Source organism: Enterobacter cloacae complex sp. ECL72, from assembly GCF_019056635.1.
GTDB classification, from domain to species: domain Bacteria; phylum Pseudomonadota; class Gammaproteobacteria; order Enterobacterales; family Enterobacteriaceae; genus Enterobacter; species Enterobacter hormaechei_C.
In genome coordinates this window covers 1352258-1373463 of sequence record NZ_CP077659.1, presented here as the reverse complement: position 1 = coordinate 1373463, position 21206 = coordinate 1352258, and the positions used below count along the sequence as shown (strand labels likewise).

30 protein-coding genes and 2 pseudogenes are annotated in these 21206 nt (G+C 52.0%); 23 read left to right on the top strand and 9 right to left on the bottom strand.

Annotated features, from left to right (window positions below):
* Positions 1 to 2: 2 nt before the first annotated feature.
* Positions 3 to 437, top strand: a complete 435-nt coding sequence (locus KTH07_RS06600) for a hypothetical protein (RefSeq protein ID WP_063161758.1) — start codon at positions 3 to 5, stop codon at positions 435 to 437.
* On the top strand, positions 438 to 746 hold the full coding sequence (locus tag KTH07_RS06595) for a hypothetical protein (protein ID WP_234834305.1): 309 nt from the start codon (positions 438 to 440) through the stop codon (positions 744 to 746).
* A 27-nt stretch (positions 747 to 773) separates the two neighbouring features.
* Here the strand turns inward: KTH07_RS06595 and KTH07_RS06590 are convergent, their stop codons facing one another.
* On the bottom strand, positions 774 to 983 hold the full coding sequence (locus KTH07_RS06590; protein WP_032103842.1) for a hypothetical protein: 210 nt from the start codon (positions 981 to 983) through the stop codon (positions 774 to 776).
* A 1206-nt stretch (positions 984 to 2189) separates the two neighbouring features.
* On the opposite strand from KTH07_RS06590, the gene KTH07_RS06585 reads away from it, so the two are divergent.
* From KTH07_RS06585 to KTH07_RS06535, 11 genes are all read left to right on the top strand, one after another.
* Positions 2190 to 2549 carry a hypothetical protein gene (locus KTH07_RS06585; RefSeq protein ID WP_045345726.1) on the top strand — a complete coding sequence of 120 codons (360 nt, stop codon included), beginning with the start codon at positions 2190 to 2192 and terminating at the stop codon, positions 2547 to 2549.
* Positions 2549 to 3571, top strand: a complete 1023-nt coding sequence (locus KTH07_RS06580; protein ID WP_217310900.1) for a chromosome partitioning protein ParB — start codon at positions 2549 to 2551, stop codon at positions 3569 to 3571. Before KTH07_RS06585 ends, KTH07_RS06580 begins: the two co-directional genes overlap by 1 nt.
* Positions 3558 to 4028 carry a hypothetical protein gene (locus tag KTH07_RS06575; protein ID WP_217310899.1) on the top strand — a complete coding sequence of 157 codons (471 nt, stop codon included), beginning with the start codon at positions 3558 to 3560 and terminating at the stop codon, positions 4026 to 4028. The genes KTH07_RS06580 and KTH07_RS06575 overlap by 14 nt, the downstream gene beginning before the upstream one ends.
* Positions 4025 to 4219 (top strand): hypothetical protein, encoded by a 195-nt coding sequence (locus tag KTH07_RS06570; RefSeq protein ID WP_126543104.1) that lies wholly within the window; start codon positions 4025 to 4027, stop codon positions 4217 to 4219. Before KTH07_RS06575 ends, KTH07_RS06570 begins: the two co-directional genes overlap by 4 nt.
* A complete protein-coding gene (locus KTH07_RS23590) occupies positions 4216 to 4419 on the top strand; it encodes a Lar family restriction alleviation protein (RefSeq protein WP_126543105.1) in 204 nt (67 codons plus the stop codon). Before KTH07_RS06570 ends, KTH07_RS23590 begins: the two co-directional genes overlap by 4 nt.
* Positions 4416 to 4754 carry an ead/Ea22-like family protein gene (locus tag KTH07_RS23445; protein ID WP_234704207.1) on the top strand — a complete coding sequence of 113 codons (339 nt, stop codon included), beginning with the start codon at positions 4416 to 4418 and terminating at the stop codon, positions 4752 to 4754. Before KTH07_RS23590 ends, KTH07_RS23445 begins: the two co-directional genes overlap by 4 nt.
* Position 4755: 1 nt before the next feature.
* Entirely contained in the window at positions 4756 to 5178 is a 423-nt protein-coding gene (locus tag KTH07_RS06555; RefSeq protein ID WP_039268806.1) for an HNH endonuclease, read from the top strand.
* Positions 5175 to 5951: a DUF551 domain-containing protein gene (locus KTH07_RS06550; RefSeq protein ID WP_071882635.1), complete on the top strand. Its 777-nt coding sequence runs from the start codon at positions 5175 to 5177 to the stop codon at positions 5949 to 5951. Before KTH07_RS06555 ends, KTH07_RS06550 begins: the two co-directional genes overlap by 4 nt.
* Before the next feature lie 381 nt (positions 5952 to 6332).
* Positions 6333 to 6596, top strand: a complete 264-nt coding sequence (locus KTH07_RS06545) for an excisionase (protein WP_022650818.1) — start codon at positions 6333 to 6335, stop codon at positions 6594 to 6596.
* Positions 6571 to 7713 carry a phage integrase Arm DNA-binding domain-containing protein gene (locus KTH07_RS06540; protein WP_032619909.1) on the top strand — a complete coding sequence of 381 codons (1143 nt, stop codon included), beginning with the start codon at positions 6571 to 6573 and terminating at the stop codon, positions 7711 to 7713. Before KTH07_RS06545 ends, KTH07_RS06540 begins: the two co-directional genes overlap by 26 nt.
* 219 nt (positions 7714 to 7932) lie before the next feature.
* Positions 7933 to 8433, top strand: coding sequence for a YbaK/prolyl-tRNA synthetase associated domain-containing protein (locus tag KTH07_RS06535; protein WP_015570783.1), 501 nt, complete (start codon positions 7933 to 7935; stop codon positions 8431 to 8433).
* 20 nt (positions 8434 to 8453) lie between these two features.
* Here the strand turns inward: KTH07_RS06535 and yoaI are convergent, their stop codons facing one another.
* A complete protein-coding gene (gene yoaI, locus KTH07_RS23440; RefSeq protein ID WP_017384693.1) occupies positions 8454 to 8555 on the bottom strand; it encodes a small membrane protein YoaI in 102 nt (33 codons plus the stop codon).
* Positions 8556 to 8841: 286 nt separating this feature from the next.
* Here yoaI and KTH07_RS06530 point away from each other — a divergent pair, with 286 nt between their 5' ends.
* The 3 genes and pseudogenes from KTH07_RS06530 (at position 8842) to KTH07_RS06520 (ending at position 12778) form a co-directional block, all read left to right on the top strand.
* Positions 8842 to 10173 carry a glycoside-pentoside-hexuronide (GPH):cation symporter gene (locus KTH07_RS06530; RefSeq protein WP_015570785.1) on the top strand — a complete coding sequence of 444 codons (1332 nt, stop codon included), beginning with the start codon at positions 8842 to 8844 and terminating at the stop codon, positions 10171 to 10173.
* 15 nt (positions 10174 to 10188) lie between these two features.
* Positions 10189 to 12225: pseudogene (locus KTH07_RS06525) on the top strand (TIM-barrel domain-containing protein).
* 106 nt (positions 12226 to 12331) lie between these two features.
* Positions 12332 to 12778: a DUF441 domain-containing protein gene (locus tag KTH07_RS06520; RefSeq protein WP_003857881.1), complete on the top strand. Its 447-nt coding sequence runs from the start codon at positions 12332 to 12334 to the stop codon at positions 12776 to 12778.
* Here the strand turns inward: KTH07_RS06520 and KTH07_RS06515 are convergent.
* Positions 12762 to 13553: a helix-turn-helix transcriptional regulator gene (locus KTH07_RS06515; protein WP_017384695.1), complete on the bottom strand. Its 792-nt coding sequence runs from the start codon at positions 13551 to 13553 to the stop codon at positions 12762 to 12764. The genes KTH07_RS06520 and KTH07_RS06515 overlap by 17 nt on opposite strands.
* A gap of 99 nt (positions 13554 to 13652) precedes the next feature.
* Between KTH07_RS06515 and KTH07_RS06510 the strand changes: the two genes are divergently transcribed.
* A complete protein-coding gene (locus KTH07_RS06510) occupies positions 13653 to 14840 on the top strand; it encodes a CynX/NimT family MFS transporter (protein WP_017384696.1) in 1188 nt (395 codons plus the stop codon).
* A 31-nt stretch (positions 14841 to 14871) separates the two neighbouring features.
* On the opposite strand, the gene KTH07_RS06505 is transcribed toward KTH07_RS06510, so the two are convergent.
* On the bottom strand, positions 14872 to 15579 hold the full coding sequence (locus KTH07_RS06505; RefSeq protein ID WP_023296323.1) for a CTP synthase: 708 nt from the start codon (positions 15577 to 15579) through the stop codon (positions 14872 to 14874).
* A gap of 151 nt (positions 15580 to 15730) precedes the next feature.
* Between KTH07_RS06505 and KTH07_RS06500 the strand changes: the two genes are divergently transcribed.
* Positions 15731 to 16075 (top strand): DUF488 domain-containing protein, encoded by a 345-nt coding sequence (locus KTH07_RS06500; protein ID WP_015570789.1) that lies wholly within the window; start codon positions 15731 to 15733, stop codon positions 16073 to 16075.
* Here KTH07_RS06500 and KTH07_RS06495 read toward each other — a convergent pair whose 3' ends face one another.
* Together KTH07_RS06495 and KTH07_RS06490 are read right to left on the bottom strand one after the other, a co-directional pair.
* Positions 16076 to 16381 carry a hypothetical protein gene (locus KTH07_RS06495; RefSeq protein WP_015570790.1) on the bottom strand — a complete coding sequence of 102 codons (306 nt, stop codon included), beginning with the start codon at positions 16379 to 16381 and terminating at the stop codon, positions 16076 to 16078. It abuts the gene before it with no gap.
* 80 nt (positions 16382 to 16461) lie between these two features.
* Positions 16462 to 16716, bottom strand: a complete 255-nt coding sequence (locus KTH07_RS06490) for a DUF333 domain-containing protein (protein ID WP_015570791.1) — start codon at positions 16714 to 16716, stop codon at positions 16462 to 16464.
* A gap of 311 nt (positions 16717 to 17027) precedes the next feature.
* Between KTH07_RS06490 and KTH07_RS06485 the strand changes: the two genes are divergently transcribed.
* From KTH07_RS06485 to yoaJ, 3 genes are read left to right on the top strand one after another with little or no spacing between them, the layout of a single operon-like run.
* Positions 17028 to 18056, top strand: coding sequence for a sensor domain-containing diguanylate cyclase (locus KTH07_RS06485; protein WP_045331148.1), 1029 nt, complete (start codon positions 17028 to 17030; stop codon positions 18054 to 18056).
* A 45-nt stretch (positions 18057 to 18101) separates the two neighbouring features.
* A complete protein-coding gene (locus KTH07_RS06480) occupies positions 18102 to 18200 on the top strand; it encodes a YoaK family small membrane protein (RefSeq protein ID WP_015570793.1) in 99 nt (32 codons plus the stop codon).
* Complete coding sequence (gene yoaJ, locus KTH07_RS23585) at positions 18201 to 18275, top strand: protein YoaJ (protein WP_015570794.1); 75 nt, start codon at positions 18201 to 18203, stop codon at positions 18273 to 18275.
* 53 nt (positions 18276 to 18328) lie between these two features.
* On the opposite strand, the gene KTH07_RS06470 is transcribed toward yoaJ, so the two are convergent.
* The gene (locus KTH07_RS06470) at positions 18329 to 18577 is read right to left on the bottom strand and encodes a GlsB/YeaQ/YmgE family stress response membrane protein (RefSeq protein WP_003857896.1); all 249 of its coding nucleotides are present in this window, start codon (positions 18575 to 18577) and stop codon (positions 18329 to 18331) included.
* 369 nt (positions 18578 to 18946) lie between these two features.
* Here KTH07_RS06470 and yncL point away from each other — a divergent pair, with 369 nt between their 5' ends.
* Both yncL and KTH07_RS06460 read left to right on the top strand, forming a co-directional pair.
* Positions 18947 to 19039, top strand: a complete 93-nt coding sequence (gene yncL, locus KTH07_RS06465) for a stress response membrane protein YncL (RefSeq protein ID WP_071524166.1) — start codon at positions 18947 to 18949, stop codon at positions 19037 to 19039.
* Between the two features lie 124 nt (positions 19040 to 19163).
* Positions 19164 to 20663, top strand: a complete 1500-nt coding sequence (locus KTH07_RS06460; RefSeq protein ID WP_023296321.1) for a cyclic diguanylate phosphodiesterase — start codon at positions 19164 to 19166, stop codon at positions 20661 to 20663.
* A 4-nt stretch (positions 20664 to 20667) separates the two neighbouring features.
* Here the strand turns inward: KTH07_RS06460 and KTH07_RS06455 are convergent, their stop codons facing one another.
* Together KTH07_RS06455 and KTH07_RS06450 are read right to left on the bottom strand one after the other, a co-directional pair.
* The gene (locus KTH07_RS06455) at positions 20668 to 20913 is read right to left on the bottom strand and encodes a YmjA family protein (protein ID WP_015570796.1); all 246 of its coding nucleotides are present in this window, start codon (positions 20911 to 20913) and stop codon (positions 20668 to 20670) included.
* Between the two features lie 75 nt (positions 20914 to 20988).
* Positions 20989 to 21159: pseudogene (locus tag KTH07_RS06450) on the bottom strand (NADP-dependent isocitrate dehydrogenase); the annotation flags it as partial.
* Between the last annotated feature and the right edge of the window lie 47 nt (positions 21160 to 21206).

Here is a 21206-nt window from a genome sequence, read left to right as displayed (position 1 = left end):
TTATGATTTATGAAAAGGTTTTATTTGTTTATACCACTTTATTGCAGGAAGGAATGGCGGCTGCCGGTTTTAACACTCCAAACGTGGTTCTTTTTGATGTTGACCCACTTAAGATCTATTCATTAGTTGTGACGTGCGGATTTTTAACAGATACATCTAAAATTTACTGGAACGAGATTGACGTAACTTTTAATGATAAATCTGTTATTGATCCTACATTCGATGGTGAAAGCACTTTCAACGTATTAGGCAGTGGATACCCAAACAAAGATCACTACTCCTCCGTTTCTTCTTTCTACCTGAAAGGCATAAGGTTAACAAACCCAGGTTTATACACTGCGAAGGTTTCCCTCTATGACAGCGGGGCAGACGGGAATAAAGGAAATCTAATTGATATTAAGGAAAGTCACTTTATCGTAGCGGGGGATTTTGAGTAGATGGGAGAGCTTTTTAAATTAAATAGTCCTAACCTTGAAAACACAAATTATGCACCTCATAATACTGAGCATGGTAGCGGCAGTGGCGGAGGTGACGATATGCTTCAGAGAGTGAAAGAGCTTGAAACAAAAGTCGCAACCCTTGTAATCGATGTTGCAATCATCAAAGACAAGCTAGCTTCAAAAGAAGATATTCAGTCAGTAAAGACAGAGCTACATAAAGAGTTGAATGCTCAAACATGGAAAATCATTACAGCTCTAGTCATAACTGTGCTTTTAGCTGTCTTTTCTAAATACTTTATCAAATGACCCGGGCGCCAGGCCGGGTTTTAATGCTTACTTCACAGCCTTACTACCTTTCCTCACTATCTCCGCAGCATCCCTGTTAACTCCCTTGCCGATCACATTGCCCGTTTCTCTGCGATACTGTTCCAGCTTCTTGATGATAGCTTCCTGGGTCAATGGCTGGCCTGAGAGCGACAAATCCATAACCGCCCTGCCCATGGCATGAACAATCATACTTACCCTTTCATCGTCCAAATCCATTAATGCGCCCCTTTCTGATGTTTATTTAATCATAACATCATTATCTGATAAAAATAAATAACCCGAAAAATCAGTACATTATTGCATTGCAATCATTAAATGTACTTTTGGTACTTTACATAATTGAACTATTGGTACATATTGATTTCATTAGCTACTAACAGTTAGCAGTACGGCATATGGCACATGTGCCGCAGCGGTCCGGGGATTCCTTTCAGTATCCAGATCCAGCGGGTAGCCGGAATGTGCAAGCCAGTTGTGTACGACAGCCAGAGACGTTTCACCAGCGTGGCGATCAGGTGTGACACCTCGGAAGAGACGAGGATGCAACGATGAGAGCACTATCTGTGAATAAGCACACCAGGCAAATGCCACGTGATGCCCAACCGATAGCTGTTTAGAAGCATCATTTAGTGCTCTCTTCAATGTGTCTTAGCTGCCTGGCTGGCAACCTACTGCCGTAAACACAGCTTTCCCTGTATGAGAGGCTAACTGCAGGGCGCGGACTCGACGCGTAGTACAGGTGTAACCCGCAACACGAAGTTCGAGTGACGTCCGTCTGGTAAGTGGCTTAGGCCTGAAACTGGATGAAGCGTCAAGGGTGACTGCCGGAGAGACGGCGGTATGTCCACTTCCTTAAGCTGGAACGGTGACTACTACTGATTATGTAGAGGCTTAGCCAATGAGCCATATCAAGCAAGCTGACAGTCGGAAATGAGCGACGGACACCCGGGAAAGACCAGGAGCCCAGACGATATCTGAGTGGCTTAAAAAACAGATGGGAGCCGGTGGAATCCCGGCACACAACATGAAAGCGCACTCCATTAACTATCGGTTGTGGATGACAGGTAAGTAAACGAACGGAGTGCGCTTCCAGTTGTGTAAACCGTAGTAGCTGTACCTGATGCTGTGTGTAGTCTTGGCGGTCGGCAGTTTGAAATCCCTTAATGTCGACCGCCCCTTTTCACAACTGAAAGCGCGTTCAGCCGGTTCCTTGAGAGGCCTCAGTCGTTAAATCAACTCAGGGGAACGCGCTCCCAATTGTGGAGAAGCTAACTGGCGGTGGCAGCCGCCCGTTTCACTAAGTGCCCTAGTTGGGTACTTACTAAAACGAACCCCCTTTATTTTTTGTCGCCACCAGGCGAGGGATTCGTGCAACCAAAAATCAGCGCTGTGCAGAGCGCTTATAACACGGAGAAACTATCCATGACGAACACACAGAACGTCACCGAGTTACAACCACGCATGACCAGAGAGCAGCTTATCGACGCAGCTCGTAAGGCCGCCCCTCTTCTTCCGCCAGCTTATCGCGGAATTATGACCGAACTGGCTAACCGCCTGGACTATACCAGCGTCGCGCTTTGTGAAGCGATGGCGCAGCGTAAAGAACTGGCTGTTCAGAACGCAACTCTGCGTGAAGATGTCGCAAGCTGGGCCAAAGAGTGTGACTGCATTGTTGAACGCCACACGAAGACCAGAACCAATATTCATTTACTGGAAGCCCAGCGAGAATTGCGTGAGCTGTCACCCATCGTCATTTCCCAAAATAACGAGGTGGCTCTCTGATGGCTAACTCATTCAAGCAAATGACACGTGACGGGACCATCAAGCGCACCGACACCGGGATGTTTATCTGTCTTGATCAAATCCATGTGCGGGAAGGTTTCAACAAACGAGAAGATGATGAACGTACCCGCCAGGCAGATGATGACCTCTTCAACTATCTGATGAACGGTGGCTCCGTTCCCCCGCTGGAGGTTATCGCCCGTGATGAAGGTGGAGTGTGGGTTGTTGAAGGCCACCGTCGGTGTCGCTGCTATGCGCGCTGTGCAGAAGCTGGTAAGCCAGTAGACCGCATCCACATCATGCCGTTCAACGGTAGCGATGTTCAGCGCCTGGCGCGCATCATGACCAGTAACAACCAGCTCCCGCTATCCGATATGGAACAGGCTGCTGTTATTCAGGAGCTTCATAACGCCTTCAACCAGACCACCAGCGAGATAGCAAAGCTGGTGAATAAGTCTGTGGCCACCGTCGAAAAGCTGCTGCTCCTCAGCACGGCGAACCATGACGTTCAGCAGGAGGTTAAATCCGGCGCTGTGTCAGTCGATGTCGCGGTTGATCGCGTTATGGAGTATGGCGAACAGGCCGGGAAAGTTCTCCAACATGATAAAGCTGTAGCGGCTGCCCAGGGTAAATCGAAAGTAACCCGTAGCTCTATCGCGCCGGAGCTTAGTGTAAAGAACGCACGCCGTTTCGTTGAGCTGATGGCTCAGGCCACGATCAGTGATGAAGGCGTCTTCACTCTTGAAGGGACTGCCCTAGCCGAGGCGCTGTCGATTATGGACGAACATAAAGCGATTGCCGAAGCGCGTGAAACTTACCGCCTGTCACAACCAGTCCCTGAAACTGAGATCAAAGGGAAAACTCTTTACGTCAGACTTGAAGGTACAGAGATCGGGACTGCGCAAATCTATCGCGGTAAGAACGTCATCCTTAATGGGATTGTCACCAGCCAGTCAAAGGCAGTAGCCCACTTCGTTAAGCAACACAAATTGCAGCAGGAGCAAAATCATGACAGCCAATAAACCAATGACCGGCGAACAGCTGGATGAACTGATGACTATTGCTGTCAACATGCAACGAGACAGTGAAAAGGTGAGTGAACGCCCTGCTGCTATGTTCGCTTATGCAGTGCAGGTAGCTGTTCTGGAACTGCGTAAGGTTCGTAATGAAGCTGCGGCTCTGGCTGCGGAGAATGCTCAGATGCTGCGCCTGCTGACTGACATCAGCGAGAACCATGACGAGTACGTTAACCAGGATGAGTACCTGTACGCTGGAATTCCAATGGATTACGTATCTGAAATCAATTCCTACGTTTCACGCGATGTTGAAGCAGAAAACCCATTCAAGGCTACCGACGCTTTCATGGCTGAAGTGCGGGCGCAAGCAGTGGAGATGTTCGCCAAAGAGATGCATGCAGATATCAGCGGTGATGATGCCCGCGAGTTCGCCGCCCAGCTTCGTAAAGGAGTGCAGTCATGAGCAACAAAATCGTAGCGTTCGTAAAGCGTATGGAAGAGCAAGGGCGCACTCTGGAAGTGAATGGAAACTTTGTTGTGGTTACCCCTGCTGCCGGTATGACTATCACAGACATGCTTGAGATGCAGAGTCTCAATAAGAAAGGTGAGTTGGCGGATTACATCACAAAAAATCACCAAGGAGCCGCCAAGTGAGCACTCAAATCAAACCTTGCCCTTTCTGCGGCAGCAAAGACGTAGAGGCGTTCGCGCAGGATAAAGATGACTGCCATTTCCGGTCTGCAATAGTTCGCTGCCATTCCTGCGACGCGCAGTCTGCTCAGATGGTTGGCGCCAACAAAATAAACATGGCTATAGCTGCATGGAATAAACGAGTCGGGGAGGCCGCCCAATGAGCAACATCGACAAACAGGCGCTGCGCAATCTTGCTGTAGCAGCAAAATTAGCCCCTTCATGGTATGCGGTTGGCGAATTCGGTGATGTTGTCGATCCAGCCAAGCCAGAATGGAAGCCAGTACACGAGTTCTGCAAAACATTCACGGCTGAGAGAGTTCTGGCGCTGCTGGATGAGCTGGAAGCCAAAGACAAGCGCATCGAAAGTGCCTTGTCACTCCTGAGTGATGTCACCACGGAAAACGTCTGGGAAATCATCGGTCGCCTGAATGTTGTCATCTGTGGCGATTATCGCAGTGAAGATGAAATCGCAGCCGCAGCCGGTAAAGGAGAGTGATATGGCACTGACGAAAAACCAGCGCGCAGAGCTGCGAATGAAGTTCGGCGGCCGCTGTGCTTACTGTGGGTGCGAGCTACCGGAAAAAGGCTGGCACGCTGACCACGTTGAAGCGGTACTGCGCAAATCAGAGCAGTGTATGAAGGCGGCTGCGAAAGGCATCTTCAAACTGAAGGCGACTGGTGAATTCTACAGACCAGGGGCGGATAGGCTGGAAAACCTATTCCCGGCATGTGCGCCCTGCAACTTACTGAAAACGTCCTACTCGCTGGAAATGTTCAGAAAGCAGGTATCTCTTCAGGTCGAGCGAGGGCGCAAGAGCAGCATGAACTTCCGAACGGCAGAGCGTTTCGGCCTTATCGAGGCAGTGGAGAAGCCAGTGGTGTTCTGGTTCGAACAGTATCAGGAAGGAGCAGCATCATGATTTCCCTTACCAAAGAATGGCTCCAGCAGACAATCGCGGAGCTTGAAGAAGAGCGCGATGCAACTCCCGGAGCAGTAAACGAAGATGCGGCGATGGCGCTCGCTGCGATGAAGCTGGCGCTGGCATCGATCGAAGCGGAGCCTGTGGCGTGGATAGTTCACGCCCGCACTGGTGACCAATTAACCACCGACGGCGGCTATGTCGCAAATGCTGAGGGGATATTAGGCCTGCATTCGACGCCTCTCTACACTGCCCCGCCAGCGCCGGAGAGTGTGCCCGATGGCGTGCTTAAAAGCCTCTTACCGGATGCTGAGAAGTCCGAGTTCTGGTTTGAGCATAATGGAAAAATCTTGTTTGAAGGTGTGAAGTTTAACAATGCGGTGTTTGACGCCTGCCGCGCCGCCATGCTTCAGGGTGCCGAACCTGTAACGACGGCTTACAAGTTGCCATTCGAGCAGTGGCTTTCGCAACAGACAGGCACCATTGACGTCGAATGTGGGTGCGTGATGACGGAGGTGTTTTTTCACTGGTTGCGCGTTGCTTATGAGGCTGGAAACTCTCCGGTGACTCCCGGTGGTTGGGTGGCTTGCAGTGAGCGGATGCCTGTGGATTTTGAAACGGTTCTTGTTTGTCAGGACGGTGGCGTAATTTTTTGTGCGGAATATGAAGATGGTGACTTCTATCCTGATGAATTCCCCAACGTACCAAAACAGGGTTGCGAAATCACCCACTGGATGCCACTGCCAGCAGCACCGCAGCAGGAGGTGAAGTGATGCCTCCAGTCAAAGTGGTTGTTATCACGGCGGTGATGTTCGCTATCTGCCAGCTCATATCCATGACCGGGTATGGCATATGGTGAGCAAACTTAAACAGCGGCGCCTGCGCCGCCTTAAATCCGATGTTGCCTGGTGGAAAGGTGAAGCATCGGACCTGTACGCCAGAGTCATGGAGCAGGCAGACGAAATAGCCGAACTCCGCAGGCTGGTTATCCGCGTTCCGATGCCAGTAATTATTTCAAAGGAGATGGCCAACCAGCTTTATAACAACGAAACGAAAAGATGTCGTACCTGCAATGATGGCCTCCGTGGTGGGTGCTCATCATGCATTTTCTATAAAAGATAGCCGGGTGCAGCCGGTAAAGTGGAGAGAAACGCATGGGGCAGTTAGTAACACTTCATGAGTGGGCATCTGGTCCTAATGGATTCAAATATCCATTAAGCAACTCAGCATTAAACAAAATAGCAAAGACCAAACAGACTTATCCGCCAGCCTTAAAGCAAGGTCGACGCTGGGTTATAGATGAAGATGCTCGTTTTGTTGGCATGGTTGGCAGTGTTGATATTTCGTCATCATTATCAGACAAGGCCCGCCAGTTAGTGGAGAAAGCAATAAATGGCAGCTCGCCCCAGAAAACATAATGTCAAAATACCCAACCTTTACTGTAAGTTAGATAAGCGTACTTCAAAAATTTATTGGCAATATCGCCACCCTGTAACAGGTTCATTTATTGGATTCGGAACAGATGATGAAGCGGCAAAAGCTGCTGCAATCGAGATGAACCGTATAACCGCAGAACAAGAAACTCAGCAATCTTATGCTCTGATTGATATGGCAATGAAGAGCTCAGGGAAAAAGGATCAAGGTATACGTGTTTCTGAGTGGATTAAAAAATACATCGAAATTCAGATGGAAAGGTTGCGTGACGGTGAGATAAAAAAACCTACTGTAAAATCCAGACGATTATGTTCTCAGATTCTCGCAGATAGAGTGCCAAATCTTCGCCTGAAGGATGTTGATACAAGACTCATTGCAAAAATTATTGATGAATATAAGGCAGAGGGAAAGCACAGAATGGGCCAACTGATAAGAAGCGTACTAAACGACGTGTTCAAAGAGGCGCAGCATGCTGGCGAGGTTGACCCTGGCTACAACCCAGCCTTAGCTGTAAAAAATCCAATAGCCAAAGTGAAACGAAGCAGACTTAGCATTGAACAATGGAAATTGATTTTTGAAAGCGCAGGTTCTTTGCCGCCTTGCGCTCAAAATTCTATGCTTTTGGCTTTAGTCACCGGGCAAAGGATAGGTGACATAGTCGAGATGAAGTTTAGTGACATTTGGGATAATCACCTTCATGTTACCCAAAATAAAACCGGAATGAAGTTAGCTATCCCCTTAAATTTAAGGTGCGATGCAATCGGGTTGACTCTGGCTGATGTTATTAGTAAGTGTCGCGATAGAGTAGTAAGCCCTTATCTGATCCACCATGTTAAGCATCACGCTTACGGTAAGGCGGGATCTCACGTTCCAGAAAAAACGATATCAAGATATTTTAAGGAGGCAAGAGATAAAGCAAATATTAGCTGGCCTAAGGATTGCACTGCCCTTCCGCCGTTTCATGAACAGCGCTCGCTTTCATCAAGAACATACAAAGCTCAGGGTATAGATGTCAAAACTCTTTTAGGGCATAAAACCGAAGCAATGAGCGTAATGTATGGAGATGATCGTGGTCTAGAATGGAAAAAAGTTGTGATTTAAACAGGGAGTTTTGGGGAATTATTTTGGGGATGTTTTGGGGAAAGAGTTTTATAAATTAAATTCAGTCACTTAGATTTTAGCGAATTGCTCCAGAAACAGTCGTCCACCAGCAACGCATGACCCAACAGCCAGCGCACCCGCTGGCTGTTTTCTTTCAGCCCTCTCCGTCCCGTGCTAATGTAGCAAGCTACGTATTGGCAAATCACAGGTGAAATCGTTATGTCTGATGACGTGATCGGGACGACGACCCATCAGCGGCTAATCAGCTTATTAACCGAGCAGGAGGCGCGCTTTCGCGTGGTGGCGCATGAGGCCGTTGGGAAATGCGAAGCGGTCAGTGAAATTCGCGGGACCGATCTCCGGCAGGGTGCAAAAGCACTGGTCTGCAAGGTAAAAGGCAACGGTGTTAAGAAACATATTCTGGCAATCCTCGCCGCCGATCGGCAGGCCGATCTGAGCCTGCTGGCCAGTCATTTCGGTGGGCTAAAGGCCTCTCTCGCCAGTCCGGCTGAAGTGGATGCGCTTACCGGCTGCGTCTTCGGCGCCATTCCCCCCTTCAGCTTTCATCCGGATCTGACGCTGGTCGCCGATCCGCTGCTGTTTGAGCGCTTCGATGAGATCGCCTTTAACGCCGGCCTGCTGGAAAAGTCGGTGATTATGGACACCCAGGACTATCTGCGTATCGCCCGTCCTGAACTGGTGACGTTCCGTAAACAATAAATACTGCGGCTGGCTAACGGTCAGCCGTTTTCCAGCAGCAGCACGGAAGCAATCAAAATAATCGCGATAATAAAAAACGATGAGGAGATAATCAGCGTTTCGACAAACATAGGATCGTTCATGATGCCCTCTGCTTTGCCCGTTTGCCTCTTTTTTACCCCCGCACAATGACAGTTAAATGACAATGACGCGTCCATGAAATAACTATTTTTTCGCTGAAACGATTCGCTGTTAACTATCCTCCCCCGTATAAAGTCACTGTTTAAATACTTTATTTGTTACCGGTATCACGAAAAGAAATTTACGTAACCCCGATGCCAGATCTCGCAATTGTTAACCTTTTCATCATGGTTAACCCTGTTTACGGAGCACCTCAAAAATAAACCTTACACTGGCAAGGTGAATACAATGACCGAAATAATTACCCGTAAAGAAAAGATCAGTTATGGGTTAGGCGATATGGCGAGCCATATTGGGCTGGATAACGTCATTATTTTTCTGACGTTTTACTATACGGACGTGGTGGGGCTACCTGCCGCATTCGTGGGCACCATGTTTCTTCTGGCGAGAACCGCCGATGCCATAATAGACCCGGCGATGGGCTATATCGCAGACAGGACGCGCACGCGCTGGGGCAAATTCCGCCCCTGGATGCTGTGGCTGGCGCTGCCCTTTGGCGCAAGTTGTCTGCTGACCTACGCCGTTCCGGCGTCGCTCGATCTGCACGGTAAAATGATTTTCGCCACCGTCAGCTATACCCTGATGATGCTGATGTATACCGCAATCAATATTCCCTATTGCTCCATGGGCGCGGTGATCACGCCCGACAACGATGCGCGAATTTCCCTCCAGTCCTATCGTTTTTTCCTGGCCACGCTGGGTGGCGCGCTGTCGACATTCTTTATGATGCCGCTCGCAGAGTTTTTAGGCGGCGATGATAAATTACTGGGCTACCGCTGGGCGATGGCCATTATGGCGACCATCGCGGTCATCATGTTCTGGATCTGCTTCGCCAATACGCGTGAACGTATTAAGGCTCCCGCTACCCACAATAATTATCTTGCGGAACTGCGGGATTTATTACGAAACGACCAATGGCGGGTTGTCGCCGTCCTGGTATTAACCAACATTGGTTTTGGCGTTATTCGCCTTGGCGCAATGATGTATTTCGTCACTTATTATCTCGGTAGCGCAAGCTATTTTATGTGGATGCTCGGGGCGCATATTCTCGGGAAAGCCGCAGGCAGCGCGCTGGCCAAACGTCTGACGCAGAACGTCAGCAAAGTACAGATGTTTGGATACTGTTCCGTACTGGCGGGGGTACTCAGCATCGCCCTGTTCTTTGCGCCTAAGTCAGTGCTTATTCTGGTGCCCATGACGTTTATCGTCTCCACCCTTTACCAGGCCACCACCACGCTGATGTGGGTAATGATGGCGGACGTCGCCGATTACGGCGAATGGAAACAGGGCAAACGGATGGACGGCGTGATCTTCTCCACCTTCCTCGCCGTACTCAAGCTGGGGATGGCGATCAGCGGCGCGATTGTTGGCTGGACGCTGGGCTTAAGCGGCTATGTCGCCAATGCCCCGGAACAGACCACCACGGCCATGTACTGCATCATCGCCCTCTTCACCGTCGTGCCTGGCGTCTTGTCACTCTGCGCGTTTGCCACGCTGCGCTGGTACAAGCTCGACGACAGCACAATGCAATCCATCCATCTTGCCAAACACCCTGTTTAGAAGGACGCGTTTTCCATGAGTGAGCTGATCCAACATTCCAACAGTATCGAATGGCGTTTTGAACGCCAGATCCTGCGTATTGAACCGTGGGGTGAAAACAGCCTGCGCGTCAGGGCCACCTGCTCCCCGACTTTTGATGACGCCTTACAGGCACTGTTGCCCGCCGCCCCTTGCCAGGCTGAGATTGTCGCCGAAGCGGAAAGCCTGACGCTGCGCAACGGCAATATTACCGCGACGCTGAACCTTAAAGGTCAGCTGGCCTTCTACAATCAGCGCGGCGAACTGCTGCTGGAAGAGATGTGGCGCCAGCGTTCAACGGTGGGTATCGGTGCCAGCGAGAAGAGCCAGGATAAATATGTCAGCGCCCTGAAGCTGGATGGCCGCGAATTTAAGCCGCTAATGGGGGGGAAATATCAGCTCACCGTCCGGTTTGAATCGCGTCCGGATGAACGCATCTATGGCATGGGTCAGTATCAACAGCCGTGGCTGGATCTGAAAGGCTGTACGCTGGAACTGGCACAGCGCAACTCCCAGGCCAGCGTGCCCTTTATGCAGTCCAGCCTTGGCTATGGCCTGCTGTGGAACAACCCGGCGATTGGTGAAGCCAGCTTTGCAAAAAATCAGACGGAATGGCGCGCCCGCGTCACAGGAGAAATGGACTACTGGATCACCGCCGCCGACACGGTGGCGGATATCACCCGCCAGTATGTGAAAGCCACCGGTACTCCGCCCTCCGCCCCGGCGTTTATCAGCGGGCTGTGGCAGTGCAAATTACGCTACCGCACCCAGCAGGAGGTGCTGGAGGTTGCGCGGGAGTATCGCCGCCGTAATCTGCCGCTGTCGGTGATGGTCATCGACTTTTTCCACTGGCCGAATCAGGGCACCTGGTGCTTCGACCCCGTAGACTGGCCCGATCCTGAAGGGATGGTCGACGAGCTGCGCGAAATGGGTATTGCGCTGATGGTGTCGGTGTGGCCAACGGTAGAGGCGCGCAGCCCTCTCTACCCGCTGATGAAAGCCAAAGGCTGGCTGGTCAGCAGTGAACGTGGCGTGCAGGTCAACCTCGATTTTATGGGCAATACCACCTTCTTTGATGCGACCCATCCTGAGGCGCGGAAATTCGTCTGGGATACGGTGAAGAAAAATTACTACGACATGGGCATTAAGCTGTTCTGGCTGGACGAAGCCGAACCGGAATACCGCGCCTATGATTTTGACAACTATCGCTACCACGCCGGTCCGGTGCTGTAAGTGGGTAATCGCTACCCGCGTGACTTTGCGCAGGGCTTTTACGATGGGCTCCAGGCAAATGGTGAAACCGACATTGTTAACCTGGTACGCTGCGCCTGGGCAGGCAGCCAGCGCTTCGGCGTGCTGGCGTGGTCGGGTGATGTCCACTCCTCGTTCCATGCTTTTCGCAATCAACTCGCCGCGGGACTGAATATGGGGCTGGCGGGGATCCCATGGTGGACAACCGATATCGGTGGCTTCCAGGGAGGGAACGTTAACGACCCGGCGTTCCACGAATTGCTGATCCGTTGGTTCCAGTGGGCGGTGTTTACACCGGTTCTGCGCATGCACGGCTATCGCGAACCGCAGATCCAGCCCCCGGAGCGCTACCGTGACGGCATTCCTCAGTGTAACAGCGGTTCGCCTAATGAGCTGTGGAGTTACGGAGAAGAGAATTACGCCATCATGCAGCACTGGCTTACCGTGCGCGAAACCCTGCGCCCGTATATTGACGCGTTGTACCAGCAGGCTCATCTGCACGGAGACCCGCTCATGCGTCCGCTGTTCTGGCACTATCCGCAGGATAAGCAGAGCTGGGCGTGTGAAGATCAGTATCTGTTTGGCGAAGATCTTCTGGTGGCGCCGGTTATGCAGGCCGGTCAGCGTGAGCGCGATGTCTGGCTGCCGACGGGCAATAGCTGGATCGCTCTCAACGGTGAGCGCTACGCCGGTGGGGAGCATATCCGGGTGCCTGCGGCGCTGGAAACCATCCCGGTGTTTATCCGCGAAGGAAGTCCACTTATCCAGCAGCTGGTGGACTGACGTCAGGCAAGTGCCCAAAAATAGACAATTTTTTCAGTAAAGCCTGCCTGCCGTCGCGTTTGCGCGTAAAGTAAGCAGGCTTACTATTTTTGGCAAGGATCCCGTCATGTTCGACCCTACACTGCTCATACTTTTGGCCCTGGCTGCTCTGGGTTTTGTCAGCCACAACACCACCGTCGCGATTTCCATTCTGGTCCTGATCATCGTTCGCGTCACACCATTGAATACCTTCTTCCCGTGGATAGAAAAACAGGGGCTTACCATCGGGATCATTATTTTGACCATCGGCGTGATGGCCCCGATTGCCAGCGGAACGCTACCGGCCTCAACGCTGCTGCACTCCTTTGTAAACTGGAAATCGCTGGTGGCGATTGCGGTGGGCGTTTTTGTCTCATGGCTTGGCGGGCGCGGCGTGACGCTGATGAGCAGCCAGCCTTCACTGGTGGCCGGGCTGCTGGTGGGCACCGTGTTAGGCGTGGCGCTGTTTCGTGGCGTGCCGGTTGGCCCGCTGATTGCTGCCGGACTGGTTTCGCTGTTTATCGGGAAGTCGTAGTCAGGCTGGCGATATAGCGGGCGGGCGTCTGTCCCAGTCCTTTCTTAAACATGGTGATGAAGGCGGTGGTGGAGTCATACCCCAGCGCCTGCGCCGCCTGCTGAACCGACTTTCCGCCGATCAAAAACTGCAATGCGACAATCAGCTGGAGCTGGTGCCGCCAGCGGCGAAAGCTTAAGCCGGTCTCTTTCACCACCAGCCGCGCCAGATTGCGTTCGCTCATGGCAAAGTGGCTTGCCCACTGCGCCAGCGTCTGCCAGGCGGCAGGTTCGTTTGCCATGGTCTCGCTCATCAGGCGAATTTTTGGATGCGGAGATACCGGCAGCTGTAGATGCTCCTGCGGTTGCAGGGGCAGTTCATCAAACAGGACGTCAACCAGCCTTCCGGTAGCGGGAAGAGGCAGTTCCTCCCGTGACCTGTCCGCAAGCGCCAGCACCAACTCCCGCACCAGGGGCGATATTTTCAGCGTACAGGTACGCGTCGGCAATTCGAGCGCACCGGGTTCAATAAACAGCAGACAGAGCTGCGCGCCGGGCGTCGCCTTGTTGCTGTGCGGCGTTTGTCCCGGGATCCACACCGCATACTGGGGCGGCACCATCAGCATCGCGTTCTCCACTTCACAGGTGATCGCTCCCCCCAGCGCCATAATCAGCTGCCCTTTGCGGTGCTGATGCAGCGGAATATATTGTTCCTGTGCCACCACGCGGATGCGAAAGGCCACCGCCGCGTCGTGCTGGCTATCGGGATCGTAGCCATCGAGCCCCAGTCCGTACATAAAGTTGTCCGATATTAGCGATAAACTGTCATTTTAGCCTGATTTCAACCACGACTTAAATCGGTATGGTATGCGCTCGCCTGAACGTAAGAGACAATAATGACTACTGCTATTCAACCTTCCGGGAAACAGGGTGCGCTGCTGATTGCAGGCATCCTGATGATTGCCACGACGCTGCGCGTCACCTTTACCGGTGTCGCCCCCCTGCTCGATACCATCCGACAGGACTATGGTTTAAGCACGGCGCAAACCGGCCTGCTCACGACGCTGCCTCTGCTGGCCTTCGCCTTTATCTCTCCCCTTGCCGCAGGCGTCGCCCGGCGCCTGGGCATGGAGCGCAGCCTTTTTATCGCTCTGCTGCTGATTTGCATCGGGATTGGCGTACGTTCGCTGCCGTCGGCCTCGCTGCTGTTTATCGGTACGGCGATCGTGGGCTGTGGGATTGCGCTGGGCAATGTCCTGTTACCTGGCTTAATCAAACGTGATTTTCCGGGCCAGGTCGCAAAACTGACGGGGGCTTATTCGCTGACGATGGGAGCCGCTGCTGCCGCAGGGTCGGCGCTGATCGTCCCGCTGTCGCTGGGGAGTGGTGGCTGGCACGGGGCGCTGTTGATGCTGATGTTCTTCCCGCTGGTGGCGCTGCTGCTGTGGTTACCGCAATGGCGCCAGAAGCCGGCCGCCACCCTGACCGGAGCGGGCGCGTTGCACAATCGGGCTATCTGGCGCTCGGCGCTCGCCTGGCAGGTGACGCTTTTTCTGGGCATTAACTCGCTGATTTACTACGTCATTATCGGCTGGTTACCCGCGATTTTGCTTAGCCATGGCTACAGCGAAACGCAGGCTGGCTCCATGCACGGGCTTCTCCAGCTGGCAACCGCGGTTCCCGGTCTCGCCATTCCGCTGATCCTGCACCGTCTTAACGATCAGCGTGGCATTGCCGGGCTAGTCGCCCTGATGTGCGCCGTCAGCGCGGCCGGGTTCTGGTTCGCGCCGGGGCTGGCCGTCGTCTGGACGCTGGTGTTTGGGTTTGGATCCGGCGCCACCATGATCCTCGGCCTGACGTTTATCGGGCTGCGCGCCAGCTCGGCCCATCAGGCCGCGGCGCTCTCCGGCATGGCACAGTCGATTGGCTATCTTCTGGCGGCCTGTGGCCCACCGCTGATGGGGAAAATTCACGATACCGCCGGAGACTGGCGCATTCCGCTGCTCGCCTGCGCGCTGGCCGCGGTGGTGATGGCGTTATGCGGTATGCTTGCCGGGCGTGACCGGGAGATCACACCCCGCTGACATTCAAGGCAGACCCGGAGGTCTGCTTTTTTTAACCCTGCGCCGCCCGCATCATGGCCTGTACCAGCACGACCGGGCGCCCTTGTAGCGCGGCCCGCTCATGCTGGAACAGGGTGAGGACAAAGAAAGGATGGGTTACCAGCTCTGCCGCGCGGATCTCGCCCTGCTCGTCCCAGCCCGTTACGCGCATGTCGCCCCGCTCAAGCTGGTCGGCAAACTCAGGTGAGACGCCGTAATTGCAGTGATACCCCTCCTGAATTTCCGGCTTGCCATACGCTTTAGCAATCAGCGTGTTATTTCGCAGCTCGATCGCGTCGGTTTTTTCCACCAGCGAGCAGGTCAGCGGCGCAATTACCATCCTTCCCTCGGTGTCGGTTTCGGCATGGCCTGCATCGTGCCAGCCCAGTACATTACGCGCATACTCAATCAGCGCATGCTGGAACCCGCCGCAGGTGCCGAGAAAGGGGATGCTGTTCTCACGCGCGTATCGGGCCGCAATAAACGCCGCCTCGGTGTTTTTATACGGGCTTGCCGGTACCAGCCAGATGGCATCGTACCCGACCAGGTCTTCGGGGCTGGTCAGCTCAGGCGTGGCGAGCCAGTCATAATCAGCGGTGAGCTCCAGAACCGCAGCGGCGTCGTCAATCGCCAGCGGGATCGCCTGGTGCGCAATAACATCGGGATTGTAATCACCAACCAGCGCAATGCGCAGCGTCGTTTTAACCGGGGAGAGTTCCATCAGAGATTCCTTATGCCGGAGGATTTTCAGATAACATAAGGAACCTCAGACTACCGATCTTTTGCAATTATCACAATACCTTAAATTGGGTGGATAAAAGCCGGGTGCTATAGTGTTCTTGCAGAACGTCGTAAGGAAATGAGGAGGACCCATGATTCAATGTAAACGCGTGTATGAGCAGGCGACCTCAAAAGACGGTTACCGGATCCTGGTCGACAGACTCTGGCCGCGAGGGATAAAAAAGACCGACCTCGCCTGTGACGAGTGGTGTAAAGCGCTAACGCCGTCCAGCGAACTGCGAAAAGCTTTTCACAGTGAAACGATAGATTTCACCGCGTTCAGTGAAGCCTATCGTAAAGAGCTGGCGCAGCATCCGGATGAAGGCAAACGCCTGGCGGCTCTCGCCAAACAGCAGACCGTGACGCTACTCTATGGGGCGAAAAATACGGAGCAGAATCACGCGCAGGTACTGGCGGACTGGCTGCGTAAACTGTGATTAACCGATCGCCAGCTCATCCACGTTGTGTGGCATCTCGTCGGGAGTAAGCGGCATCAGATGTTCCGGGCGAACAAACGCAAAACCGTGCTGATTATCAAAGGCGTAAACATCACCGGTGACCAGCCACAGCGCACGCGCTGACGTGGCGGGTAATTGCGTCATGACGCCGTTAACCGGGTTCACAAAACGCTGGCCCGGCTGACAAAGTCCAAACAGCTCGACGGATTTACCGATATTTCGACGGCCTGCCGCCGTACGCGCACCCACGATCATCGCCATGCTGCCCGGTTTTAACTGAAACATACTTCTTCTCGCAAAAGTACTGCCAGAAACTGGCTAAGAATAATCCTAAAGAGAAGTGTATCGCAGTTTTATTGCCGTTGTCATCTGGTCGGTTGCGGGTGATCGCGGCGGTAGAGATCCCATTCATCGATCACTTCCCCGCCGGGCAATTTGCACTCGGTACGTACGCCCTGCGGGCTTTGAACAGGGATTTGCTCTCCCCCTTTCTCCAGACAGTACACTGACGCCGGGTTTGCCATACCAATAGCGTGCGGCGGTTGAGGCGCATCAGGAGGGGTTGTCTTTGTTGAGCAGGCGGCCAGCGGTAAAACCAGCGCCAGGAGAAGATATTTCATTATCATGATCCTTCAGGGTGTAAAAATGTCAGAGTAACGGGTCATCGCCGTTTTCTCCATGATTTCTCCATTAAACCTGCACGATTCCCCCTTATAGTGATGCCTGTTCTCACACTGACCAGAGAACATCATTCCGTAATCAAGATGTTTTGCCCCGATCTCAACATCGGGGCTTTTTTTAGTCTTCCCCTCATCTGCCTTCAGAAGAATCTATAAAATTAATCCTGTTCATGTTTTACTATGACCGGAGTCTATATTTTCAGCATAACATGCAGATACAGAGGTCTTCTGCATGGGAGTCATCCTGCCTCATGTCAGATATCATTCTTGCCCGTGTTTCAGAAACCCTCTCCACTGAGCAATCTCTCGACAGTCTGGTGCGTCAGCTACTGGAAATGCTGGAAATTGTGACGGATATGGAATCAACCTACCTGACGAAAGTCGATATCAATGCGCGTTTGCAGCACATTTTATATGCCCGTAACAGCAAGCAAATGCAGATCCCGGAAGGGTTCAGCGTGCCCTGGGACGAAACACTGTGTAAGCGCGCCATCGACAGCGACACGTTGTTCAGTAACGAGGTGCCCGACCGCTGGCCGGAGTGTGAAGCGGCCAAAGCACTGGGCATTACAACCTATATGAGCGTGCCGGTTCACCTGGCTGACGGTTCTCTGTATGGCACGCTTTGCGCTGCCAGCACCGCACAGAAACAGTTCAGCGAGCGTGGCGAGCAGGTGATCAGACTCTTTGCCGGTTTAATTGGTCAGTACATTCAGAAAGAGTCGCTTGTGCTTCAGCTTCGCGTAGCAAATGCGGCGCTCATTGCTCACTCTTACACCGACGCCCTCACCGGCCTGCCGAATCGTCGCGCCATTTTTGAAAACCTTACCACCCTGTTCTCACTGGCGCGCCATCTTAACCGCAACGTCATGATGGCTTTTATTGACCTCGATGATTTCAAGCGAATCAATGACCAGTACGGGCATGAGGCGGGCGATCGCTTCCTCGTACAGGTCGGCAAGCGGCTGACTCACGAGCAAACGCAGGATGAGATTATTGGCCGGCTCGGCGGCGATGAATTTCTGGTTGCCAGCCTGAGTCACAGCGATGATGGCGACGCCAGTACAGAGGTCAACGCAATCAAAACCCGCCTCAATGGTCTTATTGCGGGCGAATACGGGTTAGGCAATGCCACTATTCTTTATCCCGGCGCAAGCCTTGGCGTCGTTATTGTTGATCCTCACAGCACGGATGAAGATAGCGCCCTGCGCACCGCAGACCTCGCGATGTATCAGGATAAAAAAGGAAAAAGCAAAACAGGCTTTGTCGCGTTAGATTAAAACCGTACACTCTACGGCCTTATACAAACTCAAACAGGTGATGGCATGAGAATAGGGATCCTCTTTCCGGTGGTTATTTTTATCACAGCGGTGGTGTTTTTAGGCTGGTTTTTCCTTGGCGGTTACGCCGCGCCGGGGGCTTAAATGAGAAAAACGACCATCATCATGTTGATTGTCGCCATCGTGGCCGTCGCCGGTACGCAGTTAGGCTGGTGGTAACGCCCAAAGTAAAAAGGCCGCCGTCAGGCAGCCTTTTTTAACACAGGTCAGATTTAGCTTTTGATTTTTCTGTAGATAAACAGAACAACCAGCGCGCCAATCACCGCGACGACAAAGCTGCCGAAGTTGAAGCCATCAACTCTGCCAAAGCCGAACAGGGTACTGATCCAGCCACCGACGACTGCACCCACAATCCCCAGAATGATCGTGACGATGAAACCGCCGCCATCTTTGCCCGGCATAATCCACTTCGCCAGGATCCCCGCAATCAGCCCAAAGATAATCCAGGATAAAATTCCCATAGCTTTCCTCTCTGTATGGTTTTTGTCATTAAATCAACGACACAGAAAAGGATAGCACAGGATCTGAGAAAGGAAATTTGTGATAAGAATCACACGGTTCGTTTGATTAAAATATGAGCAGTAAAAAAATGCCGTTCCACACTCATCGTGGGGTTGCATCTTTTACTGAGAAAGATTATCTTTCTCATTACTGAATAGTTGAGCAAATCACTCAGGTATTCAGTACGACATTGCTCACATTGCTTCCAGTATTTCTTGCCCACTCTTGAGTGGGCTTTTTTTTGCCCGAACCCACCAAAATCTGGCGTTTCTTCAGTGGAGGTGAAACGCTATTCTCTGTGGCTACTGAACAACAAAAACGTTGATAACATGAACGTATCAAGCAAGTTTGTCATCTGCCTTAATCTTGTTTCTGCCAGTACGTTACTGCTACTGCTCTCAACACGGTTTGAGTGGTTCTGAGATGAAAGGAGCCTGGCATGGTGGCTTTCCTTTCGATTCCGTGCAGCCTCAACTCTCGTACTTGTAGCTTTTATGACCTGTGTTAAGATCCCTGCACCTCAGGACGTGGTGGGACAACAGGAAAATGAAGAAGGCCATTGCCGTTGCTATCATCTCAACCTTTATGGTCGTCCTGTCGCTGTATGCGGTTAACGCCATTATCGCTGAGCAGCAAAAGAACCGGCAGAGGGAGATCTCCCACACGCTCTTAAGCTATTCTGAAGAGTTAACGCAAAATATCGCCAGTACGCTTAAAAATACCTCCGCGCAGGGATGCGATAGCGCCAGTCTGAACGTCTACCGAAAATTAAAGATGCGAAGTCTCTATTTCGCCGATGTGGGGTTTATTGAAAAGGGGAAAATCACCTGCACCGCGTTTTGGGGCAAGCTGGCAAATCCCATCGCCCTTCCCTCTGAGCTGCATAATACCCAGAACGGATTCAGCCTGGCGCAGTTTTCGCAGAAAGATTTCTTTGTCGGCAATGCGACAATCTATAACCACCTTATTATCTTCACCTCCCGTTCAGCCTACGATAAATTTGCCCCCGTTACCGCCAACTATTCGCTTCGTTCTTCCACTAAAGATTTCGGCCGCACCTTTTTCACCGTTACGCCGCCATCAGAAAACTTCAGCCGCTTACAGTCTCTGTTATTTACGCTGGCTGTGACAGAGTGCAGTACACGCTGGGATTTGTGCGTTACCGTCACACACCATGATGCCGGACTGGCTTCGCTCTCCCACGTAGTGATGGTGCTTCTGTGCTTGTTTTTATACTTTATCTGGGTATCCCTGACGCTGTTTTCTCTTCGACTTTATGAAGACCGACGTTCTCTGGAACGAACGCTGGTCAAAGCGGTAAAAGCGAATACCATCAGCGTTCATTTTCAGCCTGTTATTCGGGTTGCTGATAAGAAAATCGTCGGGGTTGAAGTGTTATCAAGATGGCAGGATAACAATCACAAAGAGGTTTCTCCTGAGCTGTTTATCCCGTTAATTAAAAAAATTGGCCTGTATAACGTTTATTATCAGAACATGATAAAGAAATCCCTGGCGGAAATTGCCGCGCTGGCCGCTGAACATCAGTTAATGATTTCACTGAACGTTGGCCGGACGGAAATTGAAGACGGCAAATTCCTGGCGGTATTACGTCATGAATGCTCAGAGAACGCGATTCCCTTATCGTTAATCAAAGTTGAGTTATCCGAGAATGGCGTTTCCACCGCGGCCATCCTTGAAGAGTTTTGTGAGGAGCTTAAATCGGCAGGCGTCAAAATTTCAATAGACGATTTTGGTGTGCAAAACTCTAATCTGGCCAGGCTATCAAATCTCAAATATGACGAAATCAAGGTGGATAAGTCGTTAGTGGACGGCATCAGCGAGCACTATAAACAGGATATCCTGGTGATCTTCAGCGACGCGCTAGCTAAACTGCACAAAACCCTTGTTTTTGAAGGGGTTGAAAGCGAAACGCAATATCAGTTCATCGCGCAGAGATACCCCGATGCCCTCGTACAAGGCTGGTACTTTTCGAAGTCGCTAACCCGGCACGACCTCGCCAGGCTGCTGGCAGACTCAGCGCGATGACGCGTTATTCATTGCCCCACTGATTCAGGAAGTTCGCAATATCGTCAATGCGCGCTTCGTCTATCTCCGCCTGGACAGCCATCTCCCGCTGCGCCTCTTCACTGATTTCCTCATTGTTGTATAAGCGAGTGAGCAGCAGCTGGAAATAGTGTGCCAGCGGCGTACGTTCTGCCTCTTCTACCGGTTTCGCCGTTTCAGTCGCATACTCGTCGACGATGTCATAATACTTGAGCGGGATATCATGGTTCATAGCGTTGTTTCCGTCTTGTGTGCATAAAAAACGGGAACCCTCAGGCTCCCGTTGTCATTTAACCCAGCGAGTGGATTACATGTTCGCGATAATCGCGTCGCCAAACTCTGAGCATTTCAGCAGTTTAGCGCCTTCCATCAGACGTTCAAAGTCATAGGTGACGGTTTTCGCGTTAATCGCGCCTTCCATACCCTTAACGATTAGGTCTGCGGCTTCGAACCATTCCATATGACGCAGCAGTATTTCAACAAGGCGAAAGTAATTCATTGAATTTTAGAGGAATCTATCATAAT

Excerpts from the sequence above, each read along its gene's own strand:
- KTH07_RS06545 (WP_022650818.1), top strand. The coding sequence starts at position 6,333 with ATGGGGCAGTTAGTAACACTTCATGAGTGGGCATCTGGTCCTAATGGA.
- KTH07_RS06570 (WP_126543104.1), top strand. The coding sequence starts at position 4,025 with ATGAGCAACAAAATCGTAGCGTTCGTAAAGCGTATGGAAGAGCAAGGG.
- KTH07_RS23445 (WP_234704207.1), top strand. The coding sequence starts at position 4,416 with ATGAGCAACATCGACAAACAGGCGCTGCGCAATCTTGCTGTAGCAGCA.
- KTH07_RS06535 (WP_015570783.1), top strand. The coding sequence starts at position 7,933 with ATGTCTGATGACGTGATCGGGACGACGACCCATCAGCGGCTAATCAGC.
- KTH07_RS06580 (WP_217310900.1), top strand. The coding sequence starts at position 2,549 with ATGGCTAACTCATTCAAGCAAATGACACGTGACGGGACCATCAAGCGC.
- KTH07_RS06530 (WP_015570785.1), top strand. The coding sequence starts at position 8,842 with ATGACCGAAATAATTACCCGTAAAGAAAAGATCAGTTATGGGTTAGGC.
- KTH07_RS06500 (WP_015570789.1), top strand. The coding sequence starts at position 15,731 with ATGATTCAATGTAAACGCGTGTATGAGCAGGCGACCTCAAAAGACGGT.
- KTH07_RS06585 (WP_045345726.1), top strand. The coding sequence starts at position 2,190 with ATGACGAACACACAGAACGTCACCGAGTTACAACCACGCATGACCAGA.
- KTH07_RS06595 (WP_234834305.1), top strand. The coding sequence starts at position 438 with ATGGGAGAGCTTTTTAAATTAAATAGTCCTAACCTTGAAAACACAAAT.
- KTH07_RS06495 (WP_015570790.1), bottom strand. The coding sequence starts at position 16,381 with ATGTTTCAGTTAAAACCGGGCAGCATGGCGATGATCGTGGGTGCGCGT.
- KTH07_RS06510 (WP_017384696.1), top strand. The coding sequence starts at position 13,653 with ATGACTACTGCTATTCAACCTTCCGGGAAACAGGGTGCGCTGCTGATT.
- KTH07_RS06455 (WP_015570796.1), bottom strand. The coding sequence starts at position 20,913 with ATGAACCATGATATCCCGCTCAAGTATTATGACATCGTCGACGAGTAT.
- KTH07_RS06555 (WP_039268806.1), top strand. The coding sequence starts at position 4,756 with ATGGCACTGACGAAAAACCAGCGCGCAGAGCTGCGAATGAAGTTCGGC.
- KTH07_RS06485 (WP_045331148.1), top strand. The coding sequence starts at position 17,028 with ATGTCAGATATCATTCTTGCCCGTGTTTCAGAAACCCTCTCCACTGAG.
- KTH07_RS06490 (WP_015570791.1), bottom strand. The coding sequence starts at position 16,716 with ATGAAATATCTTCTCCTGGCGCTGGTTTTACCGCTGGCCGCCTGCTCA.
- yoaI (WP_017384693.1), bottom strand. The coding sequence starts at position 8,555 with ATGAACGATCCTATGTTTGTCGAAACGCTGATTATCTCCTCATCGTTT.
- KTH07_RS06550 (WP_071882635.1), top strand. The coding sequence starts at position 5,175 with ATGATTTCCCTTACCAAAGAATGGCTCCAGCAGACAATCGCGGAGCTT.
- KTH07_RS06540 (WP_032619909.1), top strand. The coding sequence starts at position 6,571 with ATGGCAGCTCGCCCCAGAAAACATAATGTCAAAATACCCAACCTTTAC.
- KTH07_RS06520 (WP_003857881.1), top strand. The coding sequence starts at position 12,332 with ATGTTCGACCCTACACTGCTCATACTTTTGGCCCTGGCTGCTCTGGGT.
- KTH07_RS06590 (WP_032103842.1), bottom strand. The coding sequence starts at position 983 with ATGGATTTGGACGATGAAAGGGTAAGTATGATTGTTCATGCCATGGGC.
- yncL (WP_071524166.1), top strand. The coding sequence starts at position 18,947 with ATGAACGTATCAAGCAAGTTTGTCATCTGCCTTAATCTTGTTTCTGCC.
- KTH07_RS06470 (WP_003857896.1), bottom strand. The coding sequence starts at position 18,577 with ATGGGAATTTTATCCTGGATTATCTTTGGGCTGATTGCGGGGATCCTG.
- KTH07_RS06515 (WP_017384695.1), bottom strand. The coding sequence starts at position 13,553 with ATGTACGGACTGGGGCTCGATGGCTACGATCCCGATAGCCAGCACGAC.
- KTH07_RS06505 (WP_023296323.1), bottom strand. The coding sequence starts at position 15,579 with ATGGAACTCTCCCCGGTTAAAACGACGCTGCGCATTGCGCTGGTTGGT.
- KTH07_RS06480 (WP_015570793.1), top strand. The coding sequence starts at position 18,102 with ATGAGAATAGGGATCCTCTTTCCGGTGGTTATTTTTATCACAGCGGTG.
- KTH07_RS06600 (WP_063161758.1), top strand. The coding sequence starts at position 3 with ATGATTTATGAAAAGGTTTTATTTGTTTATACCACTTTATTGCAGGAA.
- KTH07_RS06575 (WP_217310899.1), top strand. The coding sequence starts at position 3,558 with ATGACAGCCAATAAACCAATGACCGGCGAACAGCTGGATGAACTGATG.
- KTH07_RS06460 (WP_023296321.1), top strand. The coding sequence starts at position 19,164 with ATGAAGAAGGCCATTGCCGTTGCTATCATCTCAACCTTTATGGTCGTC.